Annotated in this window: 22 protein-coding genes and 1 tRNA gene; 13 read left to right on the forward strand and 10 right to left on the reverse strand. The window is 63.7% G+C overall.

Annotated elements, in window-relative coordinates; genetic code table 11:
- Positions 1-107 precede the first annotated feature (107 nt).
- Positions 108-2,999, reverse strand: coding sequence for an excinuclease ABC subunit UvrA (gene uvrA, locus HRU92_RS03175; protein WP_173087564.1), 2,892 nt, complete (start codon positions 2,997-2,999; stop codon positions 108-110).
- A gap of 460 nt (positions 3,000-3,459) precedes the next feature.
- Here uvrA and ssb point away from each other — a divergent pair, with 460 nt between their 5' ends.
- The 3 genes from ssb to bsh all read left to right on the forward strand — a co-directional run bounded on the left by ssb (position 3,460) and on the right by bsh (position 5,995).
- Positions 3,460-3,960 (forward strand): single-stranded DNA-binding protein, encoded by a 501-nt coding sequence (gene ssb / locus HRU92_RS03180; RefSeq protein WP_172122972.1) that lies wholly within the window; start codon positions 3,460-3,462, stop codon positions 3,958-3,960.
- A 290-nt stretch (positions 3,961-4,250) separates the two neighbouring features.
- On the forward strand, positions 4,251-4,958 hold the full coding sequence (locus tag HRU92_RS03185; RefSeq protein WP_172122973.1) for a hypothetical protein: 708 nt from the start codon (positions 4,251-4,253) through the stop codon (positions 4,956-4,958).
- Positions 4,959-5,020: 62 nt separating this feature from the next.
- The gene (bsh, locus tag HRU92_RS03190) at positions 5,021-5,995 is read left to right on the forward strand and encodes a choloylglycine hydrolase (protein ID WP_172122974.1); all 975 of its coding nucleotides are present in this window, start codon (positions 5,021-5,023) and stop codon (positions 5,993-5,995) included.
- Here bsh and HRU92_RS03195 read toward each other — a convergent pair.
- Positions 5,964-6,428, reverse strand: coding sequence for a DUF2267 domain-containing protein (locus tag HRU92_RS03195; RefSeq protein WP_172122975.1), 465 nt, complete (start codon positions 6,426-6,428; stop codon positions 5,964-5,966). The genes bsh and HRU92_RS03195 overlap by 32 nt on opposite strands.
- A gap of 143 nt (positions 6,429-6,571) precedes the next feature.
- Between HRU92_RS03195 and HRU92_RS03200 the strand changes: the two genes are divergently transcribed.
- Positions 6,572-7,312: an SDR family NAD(P)-dependent oxidoreductase gene (locus HRU92_RS03200; RefSeq protein WP_172122976.1), complete on the forward strand. Its 741-nt coding sequence runs from the start codon at positions 6,572-6,574 to the stop codon at positions 7,310-7,312.
- Positions 7,313-7,379: 67 nt separating this feature from the next.
- On the opposite strand, the gene HRU92_RS03205 is transcribed toward HRU92_RS03200, so the two are convergent.
- The 3 genes from HRU92_RS03205 to HRU92_RS03215 all read right to left on the reverse strand — a co-directional run bounded on the left by HRU92_RS03205 (position 7,380) and on the right by HRU92_RS03215 (position 11,418).
- Entirely contained in the window at positions 7,380-7,907 is a 528-nt protein-coding gene (locus tag HRU92_RS03205) for a hypothetical protein (protein WP_127752636.1), read from the reverse strand.
- A 121-nt stretch (positions 7,908-8,028) separates the two neighbouring features.
- Entirely contained in the window at positions 8,029-10,416 is a 2,388-nt protein-coding gene (locus HRU92_RS03210) for an efflux RND transporter permease subunit (protein ID WP_173087566.1), read from the reverse strand.
- A gap of 126 nt (positions 10,417-10,542) precedes the next feature.
- Positions 10,543-11,418, reverse strand: a complete 876-nt coding sequence (locus HRU92_RS03215; protein ID WP_172124903.1) for an SDR family oxidoreductase — start codon at positions 11,416-11,418, stop codon at positions 10,543-10,545.
- A 217-nt stretch (positions 11,419-11,635) separates the two neighbouring features.
- Here HRU92_RS03215 and gyrA point away from each other — a divergent pair, with 217 nt between their 5' ends.
- The 9 genes from gyrA (at position 11,636) to map (ending at position 22,873) form a co-directional block, all read left to right on the forward strand.
- A complete protein-coding gene (gyrA, locus tag HRU92_RS03220) occupies positions 11,636-14,413 on the forward strand; it encodes a DNA gyrase subunit A (protein ID WP_349236685.1) in 2,778 nt (925 codons plus the stop codon).
- Between the two features lie 6 nt (positions 14,414-14,419).
- Positions 14,420-15,634, forward strand: coding sequence for an MFS transporter (locus HRU92_RS03225; RefSeq protein WP_172122978.1), 1,215 nt, complete (start codon positions 14,420-14,422; stop codon positions 15,632-15,634).
- A 30-nt stretch (positions 15,635-15,664) separates the two neighbouring features.
- Positions 15,665-16,159: a pantetheine-phosphate adenylyltransferase gene (gene coaD, locus HRU92_RS03230; RefSeq protein ID WP_127752640.1), complete on the forward strand. Its 495-nt coding sequence runs from the start codon at positions 15,665-15,667 to the stop codon at positions 16,157-16,159.
- Positions 16,156-16,722: a peptidylprolyl isomerase gene (locus HRU92_RS03235; protein ID WP_172122979.1), complete on the forward strand. Its 567-nt coding sequence runs from the start codon at positions 16,156-16,158 to the stop codon at positions 16,720-16,722. The genes coaD and HRU92_RS03235 overlap by 4 nt, the downstream gene beginning before the upstream one ends.
- A 174-nt stretch (positions 16,723-16,896) precedes the next feature.
- Complete coding sequence (locus HRU92_RS03240; RefSeq protein WP_172122980.1) at positions 16,897-17,376, forward strand: peptidylprolyl isomerase; 480 nt, start codon at positions 16,897-16,899, stop codon at positions 17,374-17,376.
- Positions 17,377-18,050: 674 nt separating this feature from the next.
- Complete coding sequence (queA, locus tag HRU92_RS03245; protein WP_172122981.1) at positions 18,051-19,112, forward strand: tRNA preQ1(34) S-adenosylmethionine ribosyltransferase-isomerase QueA; 1,062 nt, start codon at positions 18,051-18,053, stop codon at positions 19,110-19,112.
- 209 nt (positions 19,113-19,321) lie between these two features.
- Positions 19,322-20,449 (forward strand): tRNA guanosine(34) transglycosylase Tgt, encoded by a 1,128-nt coding sequence (gene tgt / locus HRU92_RS03250; protein ID WP_172122982.1) that lies wholly within the window; start codon positions 19,322-19,324, stop codon positions 20,447-20,449.
- Positions 20,450-20,471: 22 nt separating this feature from the next.
- Positions 20,472-22,121: a glucose-6-phosphate isomerase gene (pgi, locus tag HRU92_RS03255; protein ID WP_173087568.1), complete on the forward strand. Its 1,650-nt coding sequence runs from the start codon at positions 20,472-20,474 to the stop codon at positions 22,119-22,121.
- Positions 22,118-22,873, forward strand: coding sequence for a type I methionyl aminopeptidase (map, locus tag HRU92_RS03260; RefSeq protein WP_172122984.1), 756 nt, complete (start codon positions 22,118-22,120; stop codon positions 22,871-22,873). Before pgi ends, map begins: the two co-directional genes overlap by 4 nt.
- 2 nt (positions 22,874-22,875) lie before the next feature.
- On the opposite strand, the gene HRU92_RS03265 is transcribed toward map, so the two are convergent.
- The 5 genes from HRU92_RS03265 to HRU92_RS03285 form a co-directional block, all read right to left on the reverse strand.
- Complete coding sequence (locus HRU92_RS03265; protein ID WP_172122985.1) at positions 22,876-23,403, reverse strand: hypothetical protein; 528 nt, start codon at positions 23,401-23,403, stop codon at positions 22,876-22,878.
- 110 nt (positions 23,404-23,513) lie between these two features.
- Positions 23,514-23,684 (reverse strand): hypothetical protein, encoded by a 171-nt coding sequence (locus tag HRU92_RS03270; protein ID WP_172122986.1) that lies wholly within the window; start codon positions 23,682-23,684, stop codon positions 23,514-23,516.
- 84 nt (positions 23,685-23,768) lie between these two features.
- Positions 23,769-23,996 carry a hypothetical protein gene (locus tag HRU92_RS03275; protein ID WP_172124907.1) on the reverse strand — a complete coding sequence of 76 codons (228 nt, stop codon included), beginning with the start codon at positions 23,994-23,996 and terminating at the stop codon, positions 23,769-23,771.
- Between the two features lie 120 nt (positions 23,997-24,116).
- Positions 24,117-24,191: transfer RNA gene (locus HRU92_RS03280), tRNA-Lys, on the reverse strand.
- A 68-nt stretch (positions 24,192-24,259) separates the two neighbouring features.
- Positions 24,260-25,036, reverse strand: coding sequence for a hypothetical protein (locus HRU92_RS03285; RefSeq protein WP_172122987.1), 777 nt, complete (start codon positions 25,034-25,036; stop codon positions 24,260-24,262).
- Between the last annotated feature and the right edge of the window lie 115 nt (positions 25,037-25,151).

Here is a 25,151-nt window from a genome sequence, read left to right on the forward strand (position 1 = left end):
GGCCCGTGCTCCTGTTCCAAATCGCGACAAACCCAAGCATGCCGAGCTTCGCTGCCACCTTCCACTGCTCATCGGGCAGGCGCGACATGCGCCCCCCGCATAGCTGGCTACTCCGCCGCCCGCCGCGCCGTGGCCGGCCGCCGCTCCATCACCTGCTTGAGGAATGTACCGGTATGCGAAGGCGGGCTCGCCGCCACCTCTTCGGGCGTGCCTTGCGCCACGATCTCGCCGCCGCCATCGCCCCCTTCGGGGCCTAAGTCGATCACCCAGTCGGCCGTCTTGATAACTTCGAGATTGTGCTCGATGACCACCACCGTATTGCCGGTATCCACCAGCTCATGCAGCACATCGAGCAGCTTGGCGACATCATGGAAATGCAGCCCCGTCGTCGGCTCGTCCAGCATATACAGCGTTCGCCCGGTTGCCCGCTTGGACAGCTCCTTGGAGAGCTTGACGCGCTGCGCCTCGCCCCCTGACAGCGTCGTTGCCGGTTGCCCGACCTTCACATAGCCCAGCCCCACCCGCTGCAGCGTCGTGAACTTGTCGCGGATTGTCGGCACCGCGGAAAAGAACTCCACCGCCTCGTCGATGGTCATGTCGAGCACATCCGAAATGGACTTGCCCTTGAACTGCACCTCAAGCGTTTCGCGGTTGTAGCGCTTGCCCTTGCACACATCGCAAGTGACATAAACATCGGGCAGGAAGTGCATCTCGATCTTGAGCACCCCGTCGCCCTCGCACTTCTCGCAGCGCCCGCCCTTGACGTTGAACGAGAACCGCCCCGGCCCATAGCCGCGCGTCTTGGCTTCCGGCAGGCCGGCAAACCATTCGCGTAACGGCGTGAACGCGCCGGTATAGGTCGCCGGATTGGAGCGCGGCGTGCGCCCGATGGGGGACTGGTCGATGTCGATGACCTTGTCGAGATGCTCGAGCCCGGTTAGGGATTTGTGCGGCGCCGGCATCACCCGTGCCCCGTTGAGGCGCCGCGCGATAGCGGTATACATGGTGTCGATCATCAGGGTCGACTTGCCGCCGCCCGACACCCCGGTAATGGCCACGAACATGCCGAGCGGCACATCCACATCCACATCCTTGAGGTTGTTGCCCGTGGCGCCGCGCACCGACAGATACTTGCCGGTCTTGCCCTCGCGGCGCTCGGCCGGAATGGCAATGCCCATGCGGCCCGACAGATATTTGCCGGTGAGGCTGTCCTCATGCGCCAGGATCTGGTCGGGCGTGCCTTCGGCCACGATATGGCCGCCATGCACCCCGGCACCCGGCCCGATATCGACCACATAGTCGGCCGTCAGGATTGCATCCTCGTCATGCTCCACCACGATCACGGTATTGCCGAGGTCGCGCAGCCGCCGCAGCGTATCGAGCAGGCGCGCATTGTCGCGCTGGTGCAGCCCGATCGAGGGCTCGTCGAGCACATACAGCACGCCCGTCAGCCCCGAGCCGATCTGGCTCGCGAGGCGAATGCGCTGCGATTCCCCGCCCGACAGCGTCCCCGAATTGCGCGACATGCTGAGGTAATCGAGCCCCACATCGATCAGGAAGGTCAGCCGGTCCCGGATTTCCTTGAGAATGCGCTCGCCGATCTGCTTCTGGCTCGGCGTCAGCTGCGCCATCAGCCCGGCAAACCACTCGTCCGAGGCGCGGATCGACATTTCGGTGACCTGCCCGATATGGAGCCCCGCAATCTTGACCGCCAGCGTTTCGGGCTTGAGCCGATACCCGTTGCAGGCCACGCATGGCGCCTGCGACATGTATTTTTCGATCTCCTCGCGCATCCCCGCGCTTTCGGTTTCCTTGTAGCGTCGCTCGAGGTTGCCGATCACCCCTTCAAAGGGCTTGGTGGTCTTGTATTGCCGCAAGCCGTCGTCATAAACGAACTCGATTGCCGTACGTCCGGTGCCATAGAGCACCGCCTGCCGCACCTCGTCGGGCAGGTCGGCCCAGGCGGTCCCGGTCGAGGCGCCGAAATGCTTGACCACCGCGCTCAGCGTTTGCAGGTAATAGGGCGCCGAGGTCTTGGCCCAGGGCAGCACCGCCCCGTCGCGCAGGCTGAGGCTTGAATCGGGCACGACCTGGCCCGGATCGATCTTCTGCTCGGTCCCCAGCCCGTCGCAAACCGGGCAGGCGCCGAACGGGTTGTTGAACGAAAACAGCCGCGGCTCGATCTCGGCAATGGTGAAACCGGAAACCGGGCAGGCAAACTTTTCCGAAAAGGTGATCTGGCGCGGCTTGCCGTTCTCGTCGGTTTCGTCGGCCAGTTCCACCAACGCGATGCCGTCGGCGAGCTTGAGCGCCGTTTCAAAGCTTTCCGCCAAGCGCCCGCTGAGGTCGGGGCCCACGACCACCCGGTCGATCACCGCCTCGATATCGTGCTTGAACTTCTTGTCGAGGGTAGGGGCATCCTCGAGCTCGAAATATTCGCCGTCGATCTTGACGCGCTGGAAGCCCTTGCGCCCCAGCTCCGCCAGTTCCTTCTTGAACTCGCCCTTGCGCCCACGCGCAATCGGCGCCAGCAGATAAAGCCGCGTGCCCTCGGGCAGCTCCAGCACCCGGTCCACCATTTGCGACACGGTCTGGGACTCGATCGGCAGCCCCGTGGCGGGCGAATAAGGAATGCCTACGCGAGCAAACAGCAGGCGCAGGTAATCGTAGATTTCCGTGACCGTGCCCACCGTCGAGCGCGGATTGCGCGAGGTGGTTTTCTGTTCGATGGAAATTGCGGGGGACAGCCCCTCGATATGCTCCACATCGGGCTTTTGCATCATTTCGAGAAACTGCCGCGCATAAGCGGACAGCGACTCTACATAGCGCCGCTGCCCTTCGGCATAGATGGTGTCAAAGGCCAGCGACGATTTGCCAGAGCCGGACAGGCCCGTCATCACGATCAGGCTGTCGCGCGGCAGCCGGACATCGATGCCCTTGAGATTGTGTTCGCGCGCGCCGCGCACCACGATTTCACGATTAAGGCTGGGATTGGGCATCACGATCCATGTTCATAAAGGCTGCGCCAGACAGGTGTCGGCATATAACGGCCGGACGGTCGGCGGGAACTCACAAATAGGGGCGCGCCACCGGGCAGGCAAGGCAAAGGGCCGGCATGGCGGCCTTGCACCCGCTGTCAACGCGCCCAACAAAGCCCCGGGGTCAAGCGCTCACCACTTTGGAGCCACTCCATCCCGCAGGTCTGCTGACACAGCGTGTCAGTAGCATCCCCATCGCGTACCTCTCGGGCGGCCCCTTCCGCCATCCTTGACTCGCCCCGCACTGAGAACATAAGATGAACGAAGTTAAAGGGCAATCCCCATCTACTGGGGTCCAGCGGTCAGGCGCAGCCGGCACAAACCGGTTCAAAACGCCAAAAAAGGCTGAGCGGCCGCGGTTTTGGGCGTTAAGTAGAACCCAAGCGGGCCGCAGGCCAAGCAAAGCGAAACGGAGCATGTCATGGCAGGCAGCGTCAACAAGGTCATTCTGGTAGGCAATCTGGGCAACGACCCCGAAGTGCGCAATCTTCCCAGCGGCGGCAAGGTGGTCAATCTGTCCATCGCCACCTCGGAAAACTGGAAAGACAAGAACACCGGCGAGCGGCGCGAAAAGACCGAATGGCACCGGGTGGTGATCTTTTCGGAAGGTCTGGCGCGTGTAGCCGAAAGTTACCTCAAAAAGGGCTCCAAGGTTTACATCGAAGGCCAGCTTCAAACCCGCAAATGGCAGGACCAAAGCGGCCAGGACAAATACTCCACCGAGATTGTGCTGCAGGGCTTCAACTCTAACCTTACGCTGCTCGACGGCCGCGGCGAGGGTGAAGGGGCAGGGGGCGGCGAGCCCGGCGGCTTCCGCGGCGCCCGCCAGTCCGACAATGGGGGCGGTGGCGGCGGCCGCCGTCCATCCCCGAGCGCCCCGGCCTTTGAGTCCGGCGGCATGGACGACGACATCCCGTTCTGAGGCCCGACGCCTCCATAAAAACCAGGAAAGTGGGTCGCTTCGGCGGCCCTTTTTTTTTGCCGTAAAGCCTTTCCGGCTTCAAAGGCATGAAGCGACAGCGGCGGCCCCGGCCCCGGGAAAAAGCCCCTTTATTGACTTTGCTCAATTTGCGGCACCCGCGACGGGCTAGTTTCACGGTGAAATGAGGCGTGCATGCCCGCACCATCCAAGAGTCGCCCAGACTTTGGCGCGGTGGCACCGAGCTGCCGATCTCCGTTTGCACGCAAGAGCCCTGACCGGAAGGAACCACCATGTTGACGTCCAAGGCATCTGCAGCTCTGCTCGTGACCGTCCTTGCGGGCTCGCTAACCCTGTCCCCGCTGGTGGTGGGGCAGGACAATGCCACCCCCGCCACCACGCAAGCCGCGCCTGAGGAGCCTGGTGGAGCGCGCCGCGCCATCCGCTGGGCGCAAGCCCATTTGCAGGAGATGGATGCCGCCATCACCGTTCTGGAGCAAAACACCGAACAACTCGCGGGCGACGCGCGCACCAAGGCCGAAGCGGAACTCGACAAGCTGCGCGCCGTGCGGGAGGAGTATCAGCGCTCCCTCGAGGAGGCGCTGGCCACCACGGACGCCAGGACCCGCGAGGAAACCGAGCGGCTGGGCAGCGCGCTCGCCACCCATTGGGACGACTTCGAGACCGATCTGGCCGCCTATTATGACGCCGCCAAGGCTGATCACGAACTTCGCCGCGCCGTATTCATCGCGCGGGCCGAGGCGCAGGAAGCCGCCTTCAGGCAGGAAATCGAGGACCTCGACCACTCGGTCGCCAATGCGGCTGCAGGCGCCAAGACCGGGCTCGACGCGCGCAAGGCAGCGCTGGAAGCCCGGCTGCAGGAAAGTCGCGAACAACTCGACCGGCTGGGCGCCGCGACCGACGCTTCCTGGCAGCAATTCGTCGATGGCCTGCACAATGCCCGCACGGCATTCCAGGCCGAGTTTGAGAAACACCAGTAAGCCATTGATCTATTTACAGGCCCTGCAGGCCCGTCGCGGTCGGCAGAACGGGAGATCGGCAGATGTGCACCGGCGCCAACTACACCACCAAAGACCATTATTTCGGCCGCAATCTCGATCTGGAGTTCTCCTATAACGAGACCGTCACAGTTACGCCGCGCAACTTCCCCTTCGAGTTCCGCAGAATGCCCAGGCTCGACACGCACCACGCCATCATCGGCATGGCGACCATCTCGGATGGCTATCCGCTGTACTACGACGCGACCAACGAGAAGGGGCTCAGCATGGCGGGGCTCAATTTCCCCGGTAATGCCGATTACAAGCCCGAAGCCCCCGGCCAGACCAATATCACGCCCTTCGAGTTCATCCCCTGGATCCTGGGCAAGTTCGAAACGGTGGACCAGGTCAAGGCCGAGCTGCGCGCGTTCAACCTCGTGGACATTTCGTTCAGCGAGGCCTTCCCGCTCTCGCCGCTGCACTGGATCATCTCGGACCGCAACAAGTCCATCACTGTGGAGTCGGTGCGCGACGGCTTGAAGGTCTACGACAACCCTATCGGCGTGCTCACCAATAACCCGACCTTTGACATCCAGTCCTTCAACCTCAACAACTTCATGCACCTGTCGCGCAATCCGCCCGAGCCGCATTTCTCGGACCAGCTCAGCTTCGACGTCTACAGCCGCGGCATGGGCGCGATCGGATTGCCCGGCGATCTGTCCTCGTCCTCCCGCTTCGTCAAGGCCGCCTTCACCAAGCTGAACGCGATTTCCGGGGACTCCGAGTCGGAATCGATCAGCCAGTTCTTCAAGATCTTGGAGTCGGTGGCCCAGCAGCGCGGCTGCGTGGACGTCGGCAACGGCAAATACGAGATCACCATCTACTCGTCGTGCTGCAACACCGACAAGGGCATCTATTACTACACGACCTACGAGAACAGCCAGGTCACCGGGGTCGACATGCGCAAGGAGGACCTCGACGGCTCCGCGCTTGCCGCCTATCCGCTGATCAAGGGCCAGCAGATCCAGATGCAGAACTGAGGTCTCGGCTGCCGGCCGGCGCCCAGAACTCCCGGGCGAATGGGGGCAACTTGTCGAGGCACTCGGCAAAGCTCGATTGATCCATGCTGCGCCACAGCACCGTCGCCACATCCTCGATGGCGCTCGGGGGCGAGATATTGTGGTTGGGCCGCAACTCCCGTACCTCCCGGCGCCATGCCGCGCGGTCCAGCACCGCCACCGGTTCCGCTTGCGGGTCCCAGTCCATCACAAACAAGGCCCGCAGCATTGGCGGCAGGATCTGCACGAACACGATCCCTTCCTCGAGCGTCAACCGTCGCCGGAACGCCAGCAACACCCCCTGCAGCATAGTATAGGCCTGATGCCGCGTCGTCAGACCCGCTTGCTCGGCAATTGCCGCCAGCAACGCATCGAACTCAGCCGAAGCCCGCCGGTATTCGTTTGGCACCGTCATCCGCATCCTCCTCTCAGCCGGTCACCAATCTGCCACCACTTGGCCGCGCGCGCACGCTGGCGGCGCCAATTCGCGCCCTCCTGACAAGACTTGTCCCGCGCGGCCCTTAAACCGCCAGCAGCAATCAACCAGGAGGCACGGAGATGAGTGAATTTGCGGATAAAACCGCCCTGGTCACCGGGGCCGGCTCGGGCATCGGGGAAGCGACGGCTCGCGCCCTGCACCGGGCGGGAGCGCGGGTGTTTGGTGGCGTGCACACGCTCGAACAGGCGCAGCGCCTGCAGCGCGAACTGCCGGGCATCGTTGCCGCGCCCTGCGACGTGCGGGACCCCGCTGCCGTCGAGCGCATGGTGGCGCAGGCCGTAGCGGCGTTCGGCCGCCTCGAGCTTTGCGTCAACTGTGTCGGCATCACCGGACCCGCGCCAACCCCCATTGCCGATTACGATCCGGCGGTTTGGGCCGAAGTCATCGCCACCGATCTCACCGGCATGTTCCATTGCCTCAAATACCAGGTCCCGGCGCTTGCGGCGGCTGGCACTGGGGCCATTGTCAACATGTCCTCGGCTAATGGCGTGGTCGGCATTCCCGGCATGGCTGCCTATACTGCAGCCAAGCACGGCGTCGTGGGTCTTACTCGCAGCGCTGCTCTGGAGCTCGCCAACACCGGCATTCGCGTCAACGCCCTCGCACCCGGCTATGTGGCCACGCCCAAAGTGCTCGCCGCCGGCGAAGATGCGCTGACCCTGTTCCGCCAAAGCCACCCGATGGGGCGGCTGGCCGAGCCCGAGGAAGTCGCCGAGTTCATCCTCTTCCTGCTGTCCCCGCGCAGCGCCTTTGCCACTGGCGGGGTTTACGCGCTGGATGGTGGCTACACCGCCCAATGACGCCGGAGCACATACGAAAAGGGCGACCACCCGGCCGCCCCTTGCAGTCATCCTTTGGGCTCAAAGACTATTTGCTGAACGGCACATTGGCGCGGATGCTTTCGCCAGTTTCAACATAAACCACGTTGAAGCCCACCGTGATCTCGTCCTGGTCGAGCGCAATATCGGCCGAGATATCGTATTCCTTGCCTTCTTCGTCCTGGTCGCGTTCGCGCAGGTTGAACAGCAGTCCCTTGCCGCGCTTTTGCCCCACGGCAATGCCCGAAAAAGCGGCGTTGGAGGTCATCGCCGCCTCGAACCGCCGCTGCGCGTCCACATAGGCGAGCGTGCCATTGATCGAGAGCACCTTGCCGGCCAGCGTGCAGCGCCCGCTATAATTGACCTTGTCGCTATTGCCCGTGCTGACCTTGAGCCGGCACACCACGGTTTCCGAGCGATCCCCGGTCAGCGTGCCGCGGCCGCGCCAATCCCCGATATAGGATTGGAGCAGGGCCACATCGGCCGGCGCAGCAAAGGCCGGCGCCGCACCAACAACGCCAGACAAGGCAAGACCCGCGAATGCCAGGGCACGCGCCACAGGCCCGAAATAGTTCATCCTAACCCTCCGAATGGAAAACTGCCCCCCGGCCACAGCGCCCGAGCTTAGCAAAACCCTGCTGCCGCGCGGCAAAATTCGCGACAATGTGAACAACCCAGATCCCACGCCAGCGAGCCAGCTACGAAACGATCGAGGACGGCGCCGCGCCGCGCGAAGCCGCTTCTCCGCTCGGATCATCGGGCGTCGATTCATGATCGGCCATGCGCACCTTGATCTTGCCCAGCGGGTGAAAGAACTTGCCGCCCGCGGCCAGCAAGGCCGGCAGGATGAACAGATCCCCGATCACGGCAAAGGCCAGCGTCGATACGAACAGCTTGCCGAACAGCGCTACCTGCGGCAGCTCCGAAAAGGTCACGATCACCACCCCGGCGCAGAGGATGATCGTCGTCGCGACGATCGCGCCGCCGATCCGGTCCAGCGTGTGCTTGACCGCCGCCAGGTGCTCCATGCCTTCCTCTCGTCGCGCATGCAGATAATGCGACAGGAAATGCACGGTGTCGTCCACCGCGATGCCAAAGGCGATGGTCAGCGCAATCACCGTGGTCAGTTGCAGCCCGGCGCCCGAGAAATACAGCCAGGCCTCCGTTCCCAGTACGGGAAAGAGGTTGGGAATGGCCGAAGCCAGCGCCACCCGGAAGCTCTGGAAGGCAAAGCCGATCAGCCCCAGATTGACCAGCACCGACAGCGTCAGGTCGAGCTGCAGCCCGCTCACGATCTGGTCGGTGGCAAAGGTCGTCATCACCCGGAACCCGCCGATTTCAGCGCCCTCGATCCCCGCCGCCCTCAGTTCCGCCGTCACATCGGTGACGAGGTCCTTGAGGGAATCCGAATCAAGGATCGTCGGCATAAACCCGGTCACCAGCGCCTGGGAGCCGTCGTCATTGATGAAGCGCCGCTTCATGAACGGACCCACCGCCTCAAACACCTCTTCGCGTGTAAAGCCCGCTTCGGTGTAATTGGTCAGGCTGGCGGCGGAGATGACCTTGTTCTCCCCTAGGTGGGCTTCCATGATCTCGTGCACGCGCCGGATGGTCTCGAAATCCTCGGGCGCAACATTGGGATCGTTCTGCTGCAGCGGCACCCGCACATAAAGCGGCGCCACCCCGCCCACGCCCTGGTCGATCTGCTGCGCCGCCGTGATCGCGCTGGATTCGCGCGCGGTGAAATCCTCGAAGGCAAAATGCGGCTTGATCAGGAAGTAGGGGACGAACAGGACGAGCGTGACCGCGATGGCGACGATTGAAACGAGTCGCCCATAGCGCCGCGCCAGAAACCAGCTCAGGGGCAGGGGAGCCGTCAGCACGAGGCTCGATCGCTTGGGTGCCTTGAAACCGAGCCGCAGCGAGAGCTTGAGCATCAGCGGCATGAAGGTCATCAGGCACACAAACAGCAGGAACGAGCCGATCGCCCCCGCGATGGAAAACTCGCGCACGCCCTGGCCTGGGGTCAGCGACAACGACGCAAAGCTCACCAGTGTCGTCAGCATGGTCAACGCCGCGGCCGGCCCCACCAGCTTGACCGTGGCATCCACCGCCTTGTTGGGCTCCATCCCGTCGTCGCGCCAAAAGGCTAGCCAGTTGAAAACGAAGAACATGGATTCGGCGAACGAGATCACCAGCACCAGCGTCGTCACCAGGATGGTGAGGAACGAGAACGAGCCGAAAAACAGCAGGATGATTCCCATCGTCCACATCACTGCCACAAACGGCGTGGCGGTGACGAGAATGGCTCCCGGCAGCGAGCGCAACGCGAGGAGCGCGATCAGCGATCCCAGCCCAAAGCCCCAGACGGTGAACTTGAGCTGGTCGCTAACCGCCGCGTTCAGCATTTCGGTGGTCCAGACCGGGGGGCCGGTCAGCTCCACCTGGATGTCTGCGTCCTGGTAAAGGGCGATGGTTTCGCGCAGGGAGGCGATCATCGCCTTTTCCCCGTTTTCCTGCACCGCATCGCGGTTGGGGAACATGATCAGCACCACGCCCGACAAATCGGGTGTGATCAGGTTGCGCATCATCGGGTCGTTCTGCTGCAGCTCGCTCAGCGCCGCCGCAACCTCCGCCGGTTCAGTCATCCCTTCAGGCACCGCCGGCACCGAGCCACCGCCGCCATCAGGCTTGCGCAGCGTAAAGGGCGACATCGTGCCCACTGCGTATTCGCTCAGCTCCATGTCGAAGGCCAACTCGCGCACCCGCTCGAGCACTTCCGGATCGGTCAGGCGAGGCGAGGTCACCAGCACATAGATGTCGTTTTCAAAGGTGCCGAAATTCTCCGACAGCCGCTGATAGGCGTCGTAATGCTCGCCCGAATCGGCAAACACCCGCAGCAGGTCCCCATCCACATTGGCGCGCGGAATTTGGCTGAACGCCAGGGCCGTAATCGCCAGCACGGCAAGCGCCACCGCCAGCGGATAGCGCAGTGTGGTCAAACCGATATGTTCAAGCCCAAAGCCGATGGAGCGGTCATGCGTCACCCGGGCCAGGGTGCGCTGGAGCAAAGCAGAAAAGGCCAAGACACCCGGTCTCCACGTATAAGGCGACGAATTGGCGCGATTTCTACGGCTTTGCGGCAGTTGCGTCCAGCAGCCACTGTAGTGCTGGGCGCAATGTTGTTGGTGTGTGCTTGGAAAAGCGCTGGCTTAACTTGCCAGGCTCTCGCGATGCAGGGCCAGCACCGCGTGCAGGTTTTGCGGCGCGCGGCCGGTAAACCGCTCCACCGTGTCGGCAACAATGGCGTGGTGACCCTCGGCAGCATCGCGGTCAAACGCCACCAGCAGATTGGCCATGAAGGGCGGCAGGCCCGCTGCCAGCATGCCTTCGAGCAACTGCTCGGGCGTCACCCCGATCCGGGCAATGCTCTTGCCGGACAGCTCGCTGAGCAGACGCGCAACTTCTTCCTGGGTCACCGGGGCAGGGCCGGTCACATCGAAAATGTTCTGCCCTTGCGCCTCGAGCAACGCGCCCGCCGCGGTGCGGGCGCAGTCGGCCCGGCTCACATAAGCGCGGCCCTTGCCCGCCGTGGCATCGAACATCTGCCCCGATTGCAGCGCACCCCCGGCGCCCATCAGCACCGCCTCGGCATAAATGTGATTGCGCAGCACAGTGAACTCGAGCCCCGATGCCGCCACCGCCTGCTCGGTCCAGTAATGATCGGCAATGCCCCCGGCGCTGGCGTTCGGCCGGGGATTGGGGGCTGAGGTATAGATGATGTGCTGCACGCCAGCGCTGCGGGCCGCTTGCACGGCTGCGCGCTGCTGCTCGGCCCGGTTGGCCGCGACCGTACTGATCATCAGCATGCGCTCGACGCCGTCCAGCTTGGCGGCCAGATCGGGGTCATCGAAGTCGATTTGCCGCAATTCGACCTCGCGTCCCTCGAATTCTGCCAGCTTGCCCGGCTCGCGCGAGCCCGCAATGATCCGCCGCGCCCCCTTGGCCAGCAATTCCTCCACCACCAGCCGGCCCAGCTGGCCACCGGCCCCGGTTACCAGCACTGTTTTGTCGGCAAAACGGCTCATCATCGTGCTCCTTGTTCGGGCGTGAGGCAGGTGCCGCCCGGCACTTGGCCCTTCTCCCAGACTTAATGAGCGCGCAGCAGACTTGTAAGAAGGCACCTGCCTTATACCGCCCCCCACCTTATCAAGGCCCGGCGACAAGGGGTCCCACCGCAGCGATTGGTAATTTCGCGCGAAATCACCTATTTACTACTCAGCTGAATCAACCCGAATCGATACCGTGACCGATACGCCCGACACCGGAACCGGCGCGCCCCCGCCCTCCGACGATATCGCCCTCATCTCCATTACCGACGAGATGCGCAAATCCTATCTCGATTACGCCATGAGCGTGATCGTGAGTCGGGCCTTGCCCGACGTGCGCGACGGCCTCAAGCCCGTGCACCGGCGCATCCTGTTCTCGATGAGCGAGAATGGCTACGAGTGGAACAAGCCCTATCGCAAGTCGGCCCGCGTGGTCGGCGACGTTATCGGTAAATACCACCCGCACGGCGATCAGTCGGTTTACATGGCGCTGGTGCGCATGGCCCAGGATTTCTCCATGGGCCAGCTGCTGGTGGAAGGGCAGGGAAATTTCGGCTCGGTCGACGGCGATATGCCCGCCGCCATGCGATACACCGAAGTGCGCATGCAGCGCATCACCAACAGCATGCTCGACGATCTCGACAAGGACACCGTCGATTTCCGCGACAACTATGACGGCTCCGAGCGCGAGCCTTCCGTGCTGCCCGCCCGCTTCCCCAATATGCTGGTCAATGGCGGCGGCGGTATTGCGGTGGGCATGGCCACCAATATCCCGACGCACAACCTGGCCGAAACCATCAATGCCGCGCTGATCCTGCTCGACAATGGCGAAGCCACGGTCGACGACCTGCTCGAAGTGCTGCCCGGCCCCGATTTCCCGACCGGCGGCATCATCCTTGGCCGTGCCGGCATTCGCGCCGCCTATGAAACGGGCCGCGGCTCGGTTCTGGTGCGCGGGCGCGTTGCCATCGAGGAAGTGCGCAAGGAACGCGAAGCCATCATCATCACCGAGTTGCCCTATCAGGTGAACAAGGCGACGCTGGTGGAAAAGATCGCCGAACTCGTGCGCGACAAGCGCATCGAAGGCATCTCCGACATGCGCGACGAATCCAGCCGCGAAGGCATGCGCGTCGTGGTCGAGATCAAGCGCGACGCGCTGCCCGACGTCGTGCTCAACCAGCTCTACCGCTACACCCAGCTGCAATCCTCGTTCGGCTGCAACTTCGTCGCCCTCAATGGTGGCAAGCCGCAGCTGATGACCCTCAAGGAAATCCTTGAGGCCTTTATCGCCTTCCGCCATGAAGTCGTGACACGCCGCGCCCGGTTCCTCCTCAACAAGGCCCGTGACCGCGCCCATATCCTGGTTGGTCTGGCCGTCGCCGTCGCCAATATCGACGAAGTCATCGCCCTGATCCGCACGGCGCCCGATCCCGCGACCGCGCGCGAACAGCTGATGACCCGCCGCTGGCCGGCCGCCGATGTGGCGCCGCTCATCGCGCTGATCGATGATCCGCGCCACCGCATCAACGAGGACGGCACCTTCAACCTCTCCGAGGAACAGGCCCGCGCCATCCTCGAGCTGCGCCTCGCCCGCCTCACCGCCCTTGGCCGCGACGAAATCGGCGAAGAACTCAACGGCCTTGGCGCCGAGATCAGCGATTACCTCGATATCCTGCGCTCGCGCGAGCGCGTGATCGACATCATCCGCGACGAACTGGTTGCCATCCGCGACCAGTTTGGCACCCCCCGCCGCACCGAAATCGCCGACAGCCTCGCCGATTTCGACGACGAGGACCTGATCGCGCGCGAAGACATGGTCGTCACCGTTTCCCATGGCGGCTACATCAAGCGCGTGCCGCTTTCGACCTACCGGGCCCAGCGCCGCGGTGGCAAGGGCCGCTCGGGTATGCAGACCCGCGACGAGGATTTCGTCTCGCGCCTCTTTGTCGCCAGCACCCACACTCCGGTGCTGTTCTTCACCTCGCGCGGCATCGCCTATAAGCTCAAGGTCTGGCGCCTGCCGCTCGCAGCCGCCAATGCCCGCGGCAAGGCACTGATCAACATCCTGCCGCTCGAGCAGGGCGAACGCGTCACCTCCATCCTGCCGCTGCCCGAGGACGAGGCCACCTGGTCCGATCTCGACATCATGTTCGCGACCTCGCGCGGCACGGTGCGCCGCAACTCGCTGGCCGATTTCACCTCGGTCAACCGCAACGGCAAGATCGCCATGAAGCTCGACGAGGGCGATCGCATCGTTTCCGTCGAAACGGCCAGCGCCACCGACGACATCATGCTCACTACCGCACTGGGCCGGGCCATCCGCTTCGGCATCAATGATGTGCGCGTGTTCAAGGGCCGCGATTCCACCGGCGTGCGCGGCGTGCAGCTGGGCGAGGGGGATACCGTCATCTCCATGTCGATCCTGCGGCACTTCGACGCCAATCCGGCCGAGCGCAACACCTTCATCAAGCAATACGGCGCCAATCGCCGTGCCGCGACCGGTGAAGAGGCCGAGGTCGAGCTCACCGGCACCGAGGACAGCGAAGAGGATGTGGGCGTCACCGCACTGTCCGTCGAGCGCTACGCCGAAATGGACGCCGCCCAGCAGTTCGTCCTCACCGTCAACGAAAAGGGCTTCGGCAAGATCTCGTCTTCCTACGATTTCCGCCTGTCCAACCGCGGCGGCAAGGGCATCCGCGCTACCGACCAAAGCAAGCTCGACGAGATCGGCCATCTCGTTGCGTCCTTCCCAGTGGAGGAAAGCGATCAGCTCATGCTCGTGTCCGATCGCGGTCAACTGATCCGCGTCCCGGTCGACGGCATCCGCTTCTCGAGCCGCGCCTCCAAGGGCGTGCGCATCTTCTCGACCGGCGCGGGTGAAAAGGTCGTCTCGGTCGAACGCATCAGCGAGCCCGAAGGCGACGACCCCGGCGAAGTCGACGGCAGCGACGCCATCGCCCCCTCGGGCGAATAACCAAACATGCGGGCAGCGCCGGGGTATCGAACACTCCTGGCGCTGCCTGCCCCCCGCTGGCTGGCGCTCGCGAGCCTGCCTGCCGACTTCGCCGACTGGCTCGATTACGCCGCAGTGGTGGCGCTCCTCGTTTTTACCTGGCAGCAAGGCCCACTCGCACTCGCCCTTTTTGCGCTTTGCCTGGCGCTCCCCTATCTCACCGCCGGCCCGGTGCTGGCCATCTATGTGGATCGCCTGCCGCTCCGGCGCGTCTTGTTCTGGAGCAATCTCGCTCGCGCCCTCGCCACCTCGGCCCTCCTGATCGCCCCGAACACGGCAGTTGTGCTCCTTTTGGTCTTCGCCCGCGGCTGCATTGACTCCGCCTTCAATCCCGCCCGCCAATCCGCTGTTCAGGCCTCCACCCCGGCCGACCTCCTGTCGCATGCCAATGCCCTCCATCACGCCATCAACCAGGGCTCCAAGATCCTCGGCCCGGCCTTGGGCGGGCTCTTGCTGACTGCGCTCTCGCCCCAGGGCGTCTTTGCCGTCAATGCCGGCTTCTCCCTTCTAGCCGCGCTTCTCGTGCTCCCGCTGCAACTCGCCTCGCGCCAGCCCACCGCCACCCCGGAACGCTTCTCGGTGGCGCTCCTCGCCGGAGTCAGCGAGTTCGGCCGCAGCCGCCTCTTGCTGACCGCCTTGGTGTTCTCCGCCATCGCGTTCTTCGCCTTCTTTCTCTACGACACCTTTATTGCCCTGCTGCTCGATGATCTCGGCTATGGACCATCCGCCCTGGGTTTCTCGCTGGCTTGTTCCGGCCTCGGCGGGTTGTTGGGGGCCGTGCTGTCCGGTCGGATGCCTCCAGAGAATCCGCTCGCCAGCATGATCAGCGGTGCGCTCATAGCTGGGCTGGCGGTCGGTGCGCTCGGCCTTGGCGCCGCGCTCGAACTGGGCCTGCCGCTCCTGGCTTACCTCGCGCTGATGGCGGTTATGGGCGGCTCCACGGCTTTCATGCTCGTGCCCTATCGCACGATCATCCAGACTGAAACTCCGCCCGACCGCATCGCCCGCGTGTCGGCCGCGGGTGAGGCCGTTACCACCGCCATCATGCTGTCCGGGCCATTTGTCGGCAGCTTCATCGCCACCCTTTGGGGCAACGCCGCTGCGTTTATTGCCGGCGCCTGCGTGCTGCTTCTGCTCGCCTTTGCCGGCCTCGTCATTCTTGCACTCCGCCCCCGCCCGTGACACAAACCCCAAAACTGCGCGGAGGGGCACATGAGCAGGCTGGTAGGGTTTTATCCCGGATCGTTTGACCCGGTGACCAATGGCCATCTCGATGTGATCGAGCGCGCCTGCAAGCTCGTCGATACCCTGGTTGTCGCCGTTGGCATCAATCCGGGCAAGAAGTCGCCGCTCTTTGCCCATGCCGACCGACTGGCCTTGCTCAACCAGGTGCTCGCGCCCATCGGCAAGCGCACCGATACCGAGTTTCGTGTCGTTGATTTCTCCGGCCTCATGGTCAATGCCGCCCGCGAACACGGCGCCAAGCTCATCATCCGCGGCCTGCGCGACACCACCGATTACAATTACGAGATGCAGATGGTGGGCATGAACGCCCAGATGGCGCCCGATCTGCAGACCGTCTTCCTGCCCTCCAGCCCGCCCGTGCGGCACATCTCGGCCACATTGGTGCGGCAAATTGCCGAAATGGGTGGCGATATCGCCGCCTTTGTTCCTCCCATTGTGCTCAAGGCTCTGCAATCCAGATGACCAATGCTTTTCGCCCGACTCGCCGCCTGTTCAGCGCCCTGGCGCTTGCCACTCTCGCCTTCGGCTCCGCTCCGGCCTTCGCGCAGGCACCCACCGGCACGCCGCACCTGCTGCTGACGCTCGAAGATGGCGTGGTCGATATCGAACTGCTGCCCGAGATTGCGCCCAAGCATGTCGAGCGCGTGGTCACCCTGACCAATGAAGGCTTTTACAACGGCCTCGTCTTTCACCGCGTGATCGAGGGCTTCATGGCCCAGACCGGCGATCCAACCGGCACCGGCATGGGCGGCTCGGACCTGCCCGACGTCGAAGCCGAGTTCAACAACGAAAGCTTTGGCCGCGGCGTCGTGGGTGCTGCCCGCTCGCAGAATCCCAATTCCTTCAATTCCCAGTTCTTCATCACCACCGGCGACGCCTCGTTCCTTGACGGGCAATACACCGTCTTCGGCAAGGTCGTTTCCGGCATGGAAGCCGTGGACGCCCTCGAAAAAGGCCCGAAGTCGGCCAATGGCCAGGTCGAGAACCCCGACAAGATCGTCGAAGCCAAGATCGAATATAAGTAACTCGAACCGGGCTTGACCCTTCGGGGCCTCCACGCACGCGATGTCATCCCGGCCTCGAGCCGGGATCCATCCTGAGACCCATCACCACGGCAGCGCCGCGTGAACCGTCAGGCGGTTGCACCCGCCGCCCAATGCCCTTACATCCCGCCCCATCAATCAACGAAAGCGAAAACCATGGCCGATTACGCCGATCCCGAAAACACCCTCGTCATTGACACCACCAAGGGCGAAGTCGTTATCCAGATGCGCCCGGACCTCGCCCCCAACCACGTCGCCCACATCAAGAAGCTCGTGCGTGAAGGCTTTTACGACGGCATCGTCTTCCATCGCGTGATCGACGGCTTCATGGCCCAGACCGGCTGCCCGCGCGGCACTGGCACCGGCGGCTCCAAGTACCCGGACCTCAAGCAGGAATTCAACAACGAGCCCCACGTCCGCGGCACGGTTTCCATGGCCCGCGCCCAGAGCCCCGACAGCGCCAATTCGCAGTTCTTCATCTGCTTTGACGACGCGTCCTTCCTCAACAAGCAATACACCGTTTGGGGCCAGGTCATTTCCGGCATGGAAAACGTCGACCAGATCAAGCGCGGCGAACCCGTCCAGAACCCCGACAAGATGAACTCCGTCAAAGTCGCCGCCGACATCGCCGCCTAAGCATTTTTCTTGACCAACTTCCACGGGCGCCCCACCAGGGCGCCCGTTTTGTGTCTGCAGCCTCGCTTCCAGCCCCAAGTACCACCCTCGGTGCTCGTGCCCTCCCTCCCCCTTGAGGGGGGGGCCGGGGAGGGGGTCGCCGTGCTGTTGCACTTATTGAACCGCTCCGCCTAACGCCTGCACAACCACCGACCCAAGTGCCATCGTCTCCCTCCCCCTTGAGGGGAGGGATCAAGGGTGGGGGTTCAGGCCGTGCCGCAAGCTCGGTGTCCTGGTTTGCCCCACCGATAAACAGGACGTTTCTCCACTCCACTCCACTCCACTCCACTCCACTCCACACCCGCCCACCCACGACCCCCACCCTAGCCCTCCCCTCAAGGGGGAGGGGACGCTCCGCCCCATGATCGGTTACTGTCCAGTCGATCACCCCAACCACCACCCGCCGAGCTCAGCCCTCCCTCCCCCTTGAGGGGAGGGCCGGGGAGGGGGTCGATGTGCACTTTCACTGATCCTTCCGATGCCGATAGCTGCACAACCGCCACGACCTAAGTGCTCCGCCCTCCCTCCCCCCTGAGGGGAGGGTGGGGGGCGGCCGTTCCCCGAACCGAGTTCGTGTCGGGCCCGGACAAACCGCGCCCTCCACAAACGCCCACCCCCATGCTAATCCCCCCCGCATGCGCGTTTCCGATTTTGAATTCGAGCTCCCCGAAAGCTCCATCGCCCTCCACCCAGCCGAACCCCGCGACTCCGCGCGCCTGCTGGTCGTGGACCCGCAGCACGGCCTTTCCGACCGCCACATCCCCGATCTGCTTAACCTCCTCCACCCCGGCGATGTCCTCGTCGTCAACGACACTCGCGTCCTGCCGGCCGAACTGCGCGGCACCCGCATCCGGGGCGAGAACCGCGCCAGCGTCTCCTTCAACCTCCACAAGCGCGACGATGCCAGCACCTGGCGCGCCTTTGCCCGCCCCGCCAAGCGCCTTGCCCTCGGTGACCAGCTCGAGCTGGGCAATGGCCAAACCGAGCCGCTCCGCGCCACCGTTGCGGGCAAGGGCGATGGCGGCGAAATCATCCTCCGCTTCGCCCTCAGTGGCGCTCAGCTCGATGAAGCGATCAAGTCCCATGGCGCCATGCCGCTGCCCCCCTATATCGGGGCCAAGCGCGCGCTCGAGGAGCGCGACAAGACCGACTACCAGACCGTTTATGCCGCCGAGGATGGCGCTGTGGCCGCCCCCACCGCAGGGCTCCATTTCACCCAGGACCTGCTCGACCGGCTAGAGGCCAAGGGCGTCACCATCGAGCGCGTGACCCTTCATGTCGGCGCCGGCACCTTCCTGCCCATGAAGGCGGAAGACACCGAAGACCATGTGATGCATGCCGAATGGGGCGAGATCGATGCCCGAACCGTCGAGCGCATCCTTGCCGCCAAGCGCGCCGGCGGCCGCGTGGTTGCCGTGGGCACAACGAGCCTGCGCCTCCTCGAATCTGCCGCCCGCCCCACCGGCACGCTCGCCCCCTTTGTGGGCGATACCGACATCTTCATCACCCCGGGCTTTCAGTTCCGCTGCGTCGATCTGTTGATGACCAACTTCCACTTGCCCAAATCGACCCTCTTCATGCTGGTCAGCGCCTTTAGCGGGCTCGACACCATGCAGGCCGCCTATCGCCACGCCATCGACACCGGCTATCGCTTTTATTCCTACGGCGACTCATCGCTGCTGTTTCGTGCGCAATAGTGCTCGCCCGAGTTCCACGCCCCTCCTGCTGCAGGCTCGACTAGAGTTAGCGCCTCACCCTAAGGTCAATCGGGAATTTCGAACCCCGTGGTCTTCAGCTTCCGTAGCCCTCATGGTGAGGCGGGAGCGCAGCGACCCTCGAACCACGAGGGCGTGGCACGACGACGGGCTCTTCCCACTCGCAGTTCAACCCACTACAACCCAGCGCCATGAAACAGGTCACCTTCACCCTTGCTGCCACCGACGGCGCCGCCCGCCGGGGCCGCATCGATACCCCGCGCGGCGACATCCAGACACCCGCCTTCATGCCCGTGGGCACCGTCGGCACCGTCAAAGCCATGTATCCCGATCAGGTTCGGGAAACCGGCGCCGATATTTTGCTGGGCAACACCTATCACCTGATGCTGCGCCCCGGCGCCGAGCGCGTGGCCGCGCTGGGTGGTTTGCACGACTTCATGGATTGGCAGCGCCCCATCCTTACCGATAGCGGTGGCTTCCAGGTCATGTCGCTGGCCCAGCTGCGCAAGCTGACTGAACAGGGCGTCACCTTCAAATCCCATATCGATGGCTCCGCCCACCAGCTCACCCCCGAGCGCTCGATCGAGATCCAGACGCTGCTCGATAGCGACATCATCATGCAGCTCGACGAGTGCATTGCGCTGCCCGCCGAGTACAAGGAGATGGAACGCGCCATGGAGCTGTCCCTGCGCTGGGCCGACCGCTCCAAGACCGCCTTCAACAACCAGGCCAATCGCGCCCTCTTCGGCATCGTTCAGGGCGGCGACTCCACCGAACTGCGCGCCCGCTCCGCCGCGGGGCTGCGCAGCATCGGCTTTGATGGCTACGCCGTGGGCGGCCTTGCCGTGGGCGAGCCGCAGGAAGTGATGTTCCGCGTCCTCGACGAAATCACCCCCGAACTGCCCACGGACCGCCCGCGCTACCTCATGGGCGTCGGCAAGCCCGACGACATTCTGGGTGCCATCGGCCGGGGCATCGACATGTTCGATTGCGTCCACCCCACCCGCGCCGGCCGCCACGGCCATGTCTACACGCGCTTTGGCGTCATCAACCTCAAGAACGCGCGCCACAAGGATGACCCTCGTCCCATCGACGAGCAGTCTCCCAACCGCAATTGCCGCCGCTGGAGCAGAGCCTATCTTCACCATCTGGTGCGGACGGAGGAAATTTTGGGGGCCATGATCCTTTCGCAGATCAATCTGGCCTACTATCAAGAACTGGTCAGTGGTGCTCGCGTGGCAATCGAGGCGGGTCGGTTCGCCGATTTTGCCGCCGAAACTCGCGCTGCTTGGGCTGCGGGCGATCTGCCGGTTATTTGACGTTCAGAAAGGGTTCATCTTCATGGCGAAATCAGGGCGCAAGGCCAGCTTCACCGATCTCGGCAAGCATCGCAAGCGGCTTGAAACCCAGCCCATGCGGCTGCAATTCGCCGAGGATCCCAACCGCTTTGAGCGCTTTTCCGCCCGTGCGGGCGACCTGCTGCTCGACTACAGCAAGAACCGCATCGACGAAGAAGCCATGGCCGCGCTCTTCGACCTCGCCCGCGCCGCCGGCCTCGAAGAGCGCCGCACCCAGATGTGCGAGGGCGAGCATATCAACCTCACTGAGAACCGCGCGGTCATGCACATGGCCCTGCGATATCAAGGGGATAGGCCTGTTCCTGTCGATGGCAAGGACGTCATGCCGGACGTGCGCGCAGTGCTTGCGGCCATCAAGACCTACACCGACGCCATCCGCTCCGGCGAGATCCGCAGCCATACCGGCGAGCAATTCACCGATGTCGTCAATATCGGTATCGGCGGCTCCGACCTCGGCCCCGCCATGGTGACCCTCGCGCTCGAGCCCTATACCCGTCCCGACTTGCGCGCGCACTACGTCTCCAATGTCGATGGCGCCCATATTCACGACACGCTCAAGCGCCTCAACCCGGGGACAACGCTTTTTATCGTTGCCTCCAAGACCTTTACCACCGACGAGACCATGACCAATGCAGGCTCCGCCCGCAAATGGCTGGCCGAATCGCTGGGCGAGGAAGCCGTCCCCAGCCACTTCGCCGCCGTTTCCACCAACATCCCCGCCTGCGCCGCCTTCGGCATCCAAGAGGATCGCATCTTTGGTTTCTGGGACTGGGTCGGCGGTCGTTATTCCGTCTGGTCGGCCATCGGCCTACCGATCGCCCTTGCCGTCGGTTACGACCATTTCTCCGCGTTCCTGAGCGGTGCCGACGCCATGGACCAGCACTTCCTCTCCGCCCCACTCGAGAAAAACCTGCCTGTTATCATGGGCTTGCTGGGCGTCTGGTACCGCAATGTCTGGGGCTTCTCCACTCACGCCGTCTTGCCTTACGACCAGCGCCTGTCACGCTTTGCCGCCTATCTGCAGCAGCAGGACATGGAATCCAACGGCAAATCGGTGACCCTGAGCGGCAAGCCCGTGGCGTGGTCCACCGGCCCCATCGTTTGGGGTGAGCCGGGCACCAATGGCCAGCACGCCTTTTACCAGCTGATCCACCAAGGCACCGATGTCGTGCCCGCCGACTTCCTCGTTGCTGCCCGCCCACACGAGTCCATGCCGCCCCACCACGCCAAGCTCGTGGCCAATGTGCTGGCGCAGTCCGAAGCGCTGATGCTGGGCAAGACCGAAGAAGAGGTTGTGGCTGAACTCAAGGCACAGGGCCTCGACAAAAAAGCGATCAAATCTTTGGCTCCGCACAAGATTTTCCCGGGCAACCGGCCGTCCAACACCTTGTTTTATCCCCAGCTCACCCCCGAAATGTTGGGCTCGCTCGTCGCTCTTTACGAGCACAAGGTCTTCACCCAAGGTGTGATCTGGAACGTCAACTCCTATGACCAGTGGGGCGTCGAGCTTGGCAAGCAACTCGCCAAGGCCCTGCTGTCCAAGGTAGAGGGCACCAGCGGCGCCGAGGACCATGACAGCTCAACCCGAGGCCTGCTCGCCTATTTCCACGCCAACAAGGGCGGACCGGCATGACCGTCAGCACCGAAGAGCAGCTGCAAGCCCTCAAGGAGATCGGGCGGATCTGCGCCATCACCCGCGACGCTATGAGTTCGGCGATGCGGCCGGGCATGACCACGGCTGAGCTCGACGATATCGGCCGCGCCGTTCTCACCGAGCACGGCGCGCGCTCGGCACCCGAGATCACCTATGAGTTCCCCGGCGCCACCTGCATTTCCGTCAACGAGGAAATCGCCCACGGCATCCCGGGCAACCGCGTGCTGCGCGAGGGCGACCTCGTCAATATCGACGTCTCGGCCGAAAAGAACGGCGTCTTTGCCGATACCGGCGCGTCCTTCGTGCTGGGCAAGGGGGACGCCCGGCTCGATGCCCTCTGCCGCGACGGCAAGAAGGCCATGTGGGCCGGCATCCGCACTGTCAAGCCGGGCGCAGGGTTCAACGAGATCGGTAATGCCATCGGCAAGTTCGCGAAGAAAGGCGGCTACACCCTGATCCGCAATCTCGCCAGCCACGGCGTGGGCGACAGCCTGCACGACGAACCCGGTGAGATCGCCACCTGGCCAGACCGCTCCGAACGCCGCCGCATCACCAATGGGTTGGTGTTCACCATCGAGCCTTTCCTGTCGCTCGGTGGCCGCTGGGCGGAGCAGAAATTCGAAGACGACGAATGGACGCTGGTCAGCAAACCGTCGGCCCCCTGCGTGCAATATGAGCATACAGTGGTAGCCACGCCCCGCGGTGCGCTGGTGGTGACGCTGGCCGCCTGAGCCTATACGGCGTTCAGGATCATCGGGGCAGCGAGGATAGCAGCAATTGCCACCAGAAACCGCAGATTGCCCAGCGCTCGCAGCGACGCCATGCTGAGAATTGTCGACAGCGCGGCGAATGCAGCTAGCGCAATCGCCATTGGCAGTAGCCCAGCTGTGGATATCGCCGCGCCGTCCGTGAGTTGCTCATAGGCCGTCTGCCCGGCCCAGCAACCAAGCAGGGCCACGATCAGCACCGTCATGGCCTTCGCCGCGATCAAAAGGGCCAGATCGATCGTCTGGCTCGCCAGCAACAGGGCCACGCCGCTGGCACTGACATGGGCCGCGACCAGGATCACGAACAACCGCGGATCCGCCAGCAGCGGCACCATTCCAGGAGGAGACGCGAGGGGCAGGTTGCCGATGAGTGGCAGGTCGCCGCCGTAGCGCCTCAGCAGCAGGATGACATACAGCATGACCAAGGTGCCGACGGCGAAAACAAGCGCCGTCGCCACCCAGACTTTGATCAGTTCGATATTTTCCTGCGACACGGAGAAGTCCGGCTGATGGAGGGATGCTGATCGAAGTGCCGATCAATACCCGCCCAGCTCTAGCAGCCGAATCTCACCGCGAGGTAAAGCGCGGCTCTGGTAGGCTGCCGCTACTGGCCGCCCGGATTGGAGGGGCCTTCGGATTCGCCGGCTTCGACATTTTCGAGTTCAGTATTTCCCGCGCCGCCGCTGGGAGCCCGGTTCACACCGGTAAACACCAATGTTGCCACCGCAATGATAACCACAACAACAATGATCGCCCCGATCACACGCCTGTTCATGCACATGCCTTTCTGCTTGTTGTCGACACAACGGGAAACGAGCGTTCAAGTTTCCTGCGCCGCAAATCAAGGCTGCCAAAACACTTAGCCTTCAAGCAACCCCGGGGGCAGGGTGCCGAGCCGAACCAGCACGCGGGGCTCGTCATAGGTGTCGGTTTCGATGTCGACTTCCTGGGAAAACGCAATGACCCCAGCGCGTGAAGGGGCCAGCCGTTCGGCTGTCAACAAGGCCTTGTCCTCGCTCTTGACCTGCTGCACCGGCTCGGCCACGAGCTTTTTGCCGACCTGCTTGAACGCCTGCACCAGATACATCGTCGCCACGCACGCCTCCGTTCAATGAGCACGTCCACGCGCGCCAAACACATTGCGCCTAGCCCTTCGGCTATGCACACCGAGCTTAACTCAGCCTATAAGTGACGTGGATAAGAAAGATGGTATGCCGGGAGGGGGTCGAACCCTCGACCATTCGATTAAAAGTCGAATGCTCTACCACTGAGCTACCGGCACAAACCAAAGGGGACGCCTTGCGGCGTTGCGGCGGAACATAGTCAGTGGCTGCCCGCTGTCAACCGCAATCACAAACCTGTACCGCGATATGGTGCCGGCGAACAGGCAATGGATACCTGTTGCAGACGAGCGCACAGCGCCGCTGCCTCGCCTTCTTCGCCCATCGGACCCGCAATGATGCGCGCCTGTTCGCTCGCCGCTTGCTGGCCCAGCAGCGGAACAAGGCCGAGCAACAGCGGTCCCACCTGGTCTTGCAGTTCGCGCCAGGCGGCGTTTGCTTCGGCAGGCGCGATGGCATCCCCTACAGCCACGCCGAACGCCGACCCCTCGCCCGTGGCGGCTTGCTGGACGCCGAGCGGCTCCGGCAAGGGTTGGTTGGGCGATGAACTCGGCAGCGCCGGGAGCGGGGTTCGCCGGATGCGCACGGAGCCGCCTTGGGCTTCCTCAACAACGCTTCCATCCTCCCCTACCGAGGCAGTGACCGCCTCGCGATCGATGCCCAATTCTGCCGGCAGAGCTTCGAGGAGATTGGGCACGCTGACCTCAAGTGCCCCAACGCGCTGAACTGTTTGGCGGCCCGCTTGCTCTTGCAGGGCAAAGCGGTTCAACAGCGTTCCATTGTCGCGGCGCAGCCGCACGGTCTCGGAATTGAGCTCAGCAACCTGGTCCTGCAACTGCTCGAGACTGGCGCCACCAAGCCGCGATTTATGCAGGCCGTTGAGCACGCTGGTGGGCAACAGGGCCGACACATTCGCGGCCAATACGGCCAGGGCGCTGCACACCAGGGCTATGATCGCCCAGCGTGTTACGTCCGATTGCCGAAAATGCCCGGAAGGGTTAGCCACTTTAGCCCTCTTGCCGCCCGCCGAATCGCGCGGTTAATGGAGCTTAGCACTGCGGCGCTGTTATCGCTTCGCCAACGCTTGCCTGCCATAATTTCCTGCCAACGCGTGTTCCCAA

This window comes from Devosia sp. 1635 (assembly GCF_013185955.1).
GTDB lineage: Bacteria > Pseudomonadota > Alphaproteobacteria > Rhizobiales > Devosiaceae > Devosia.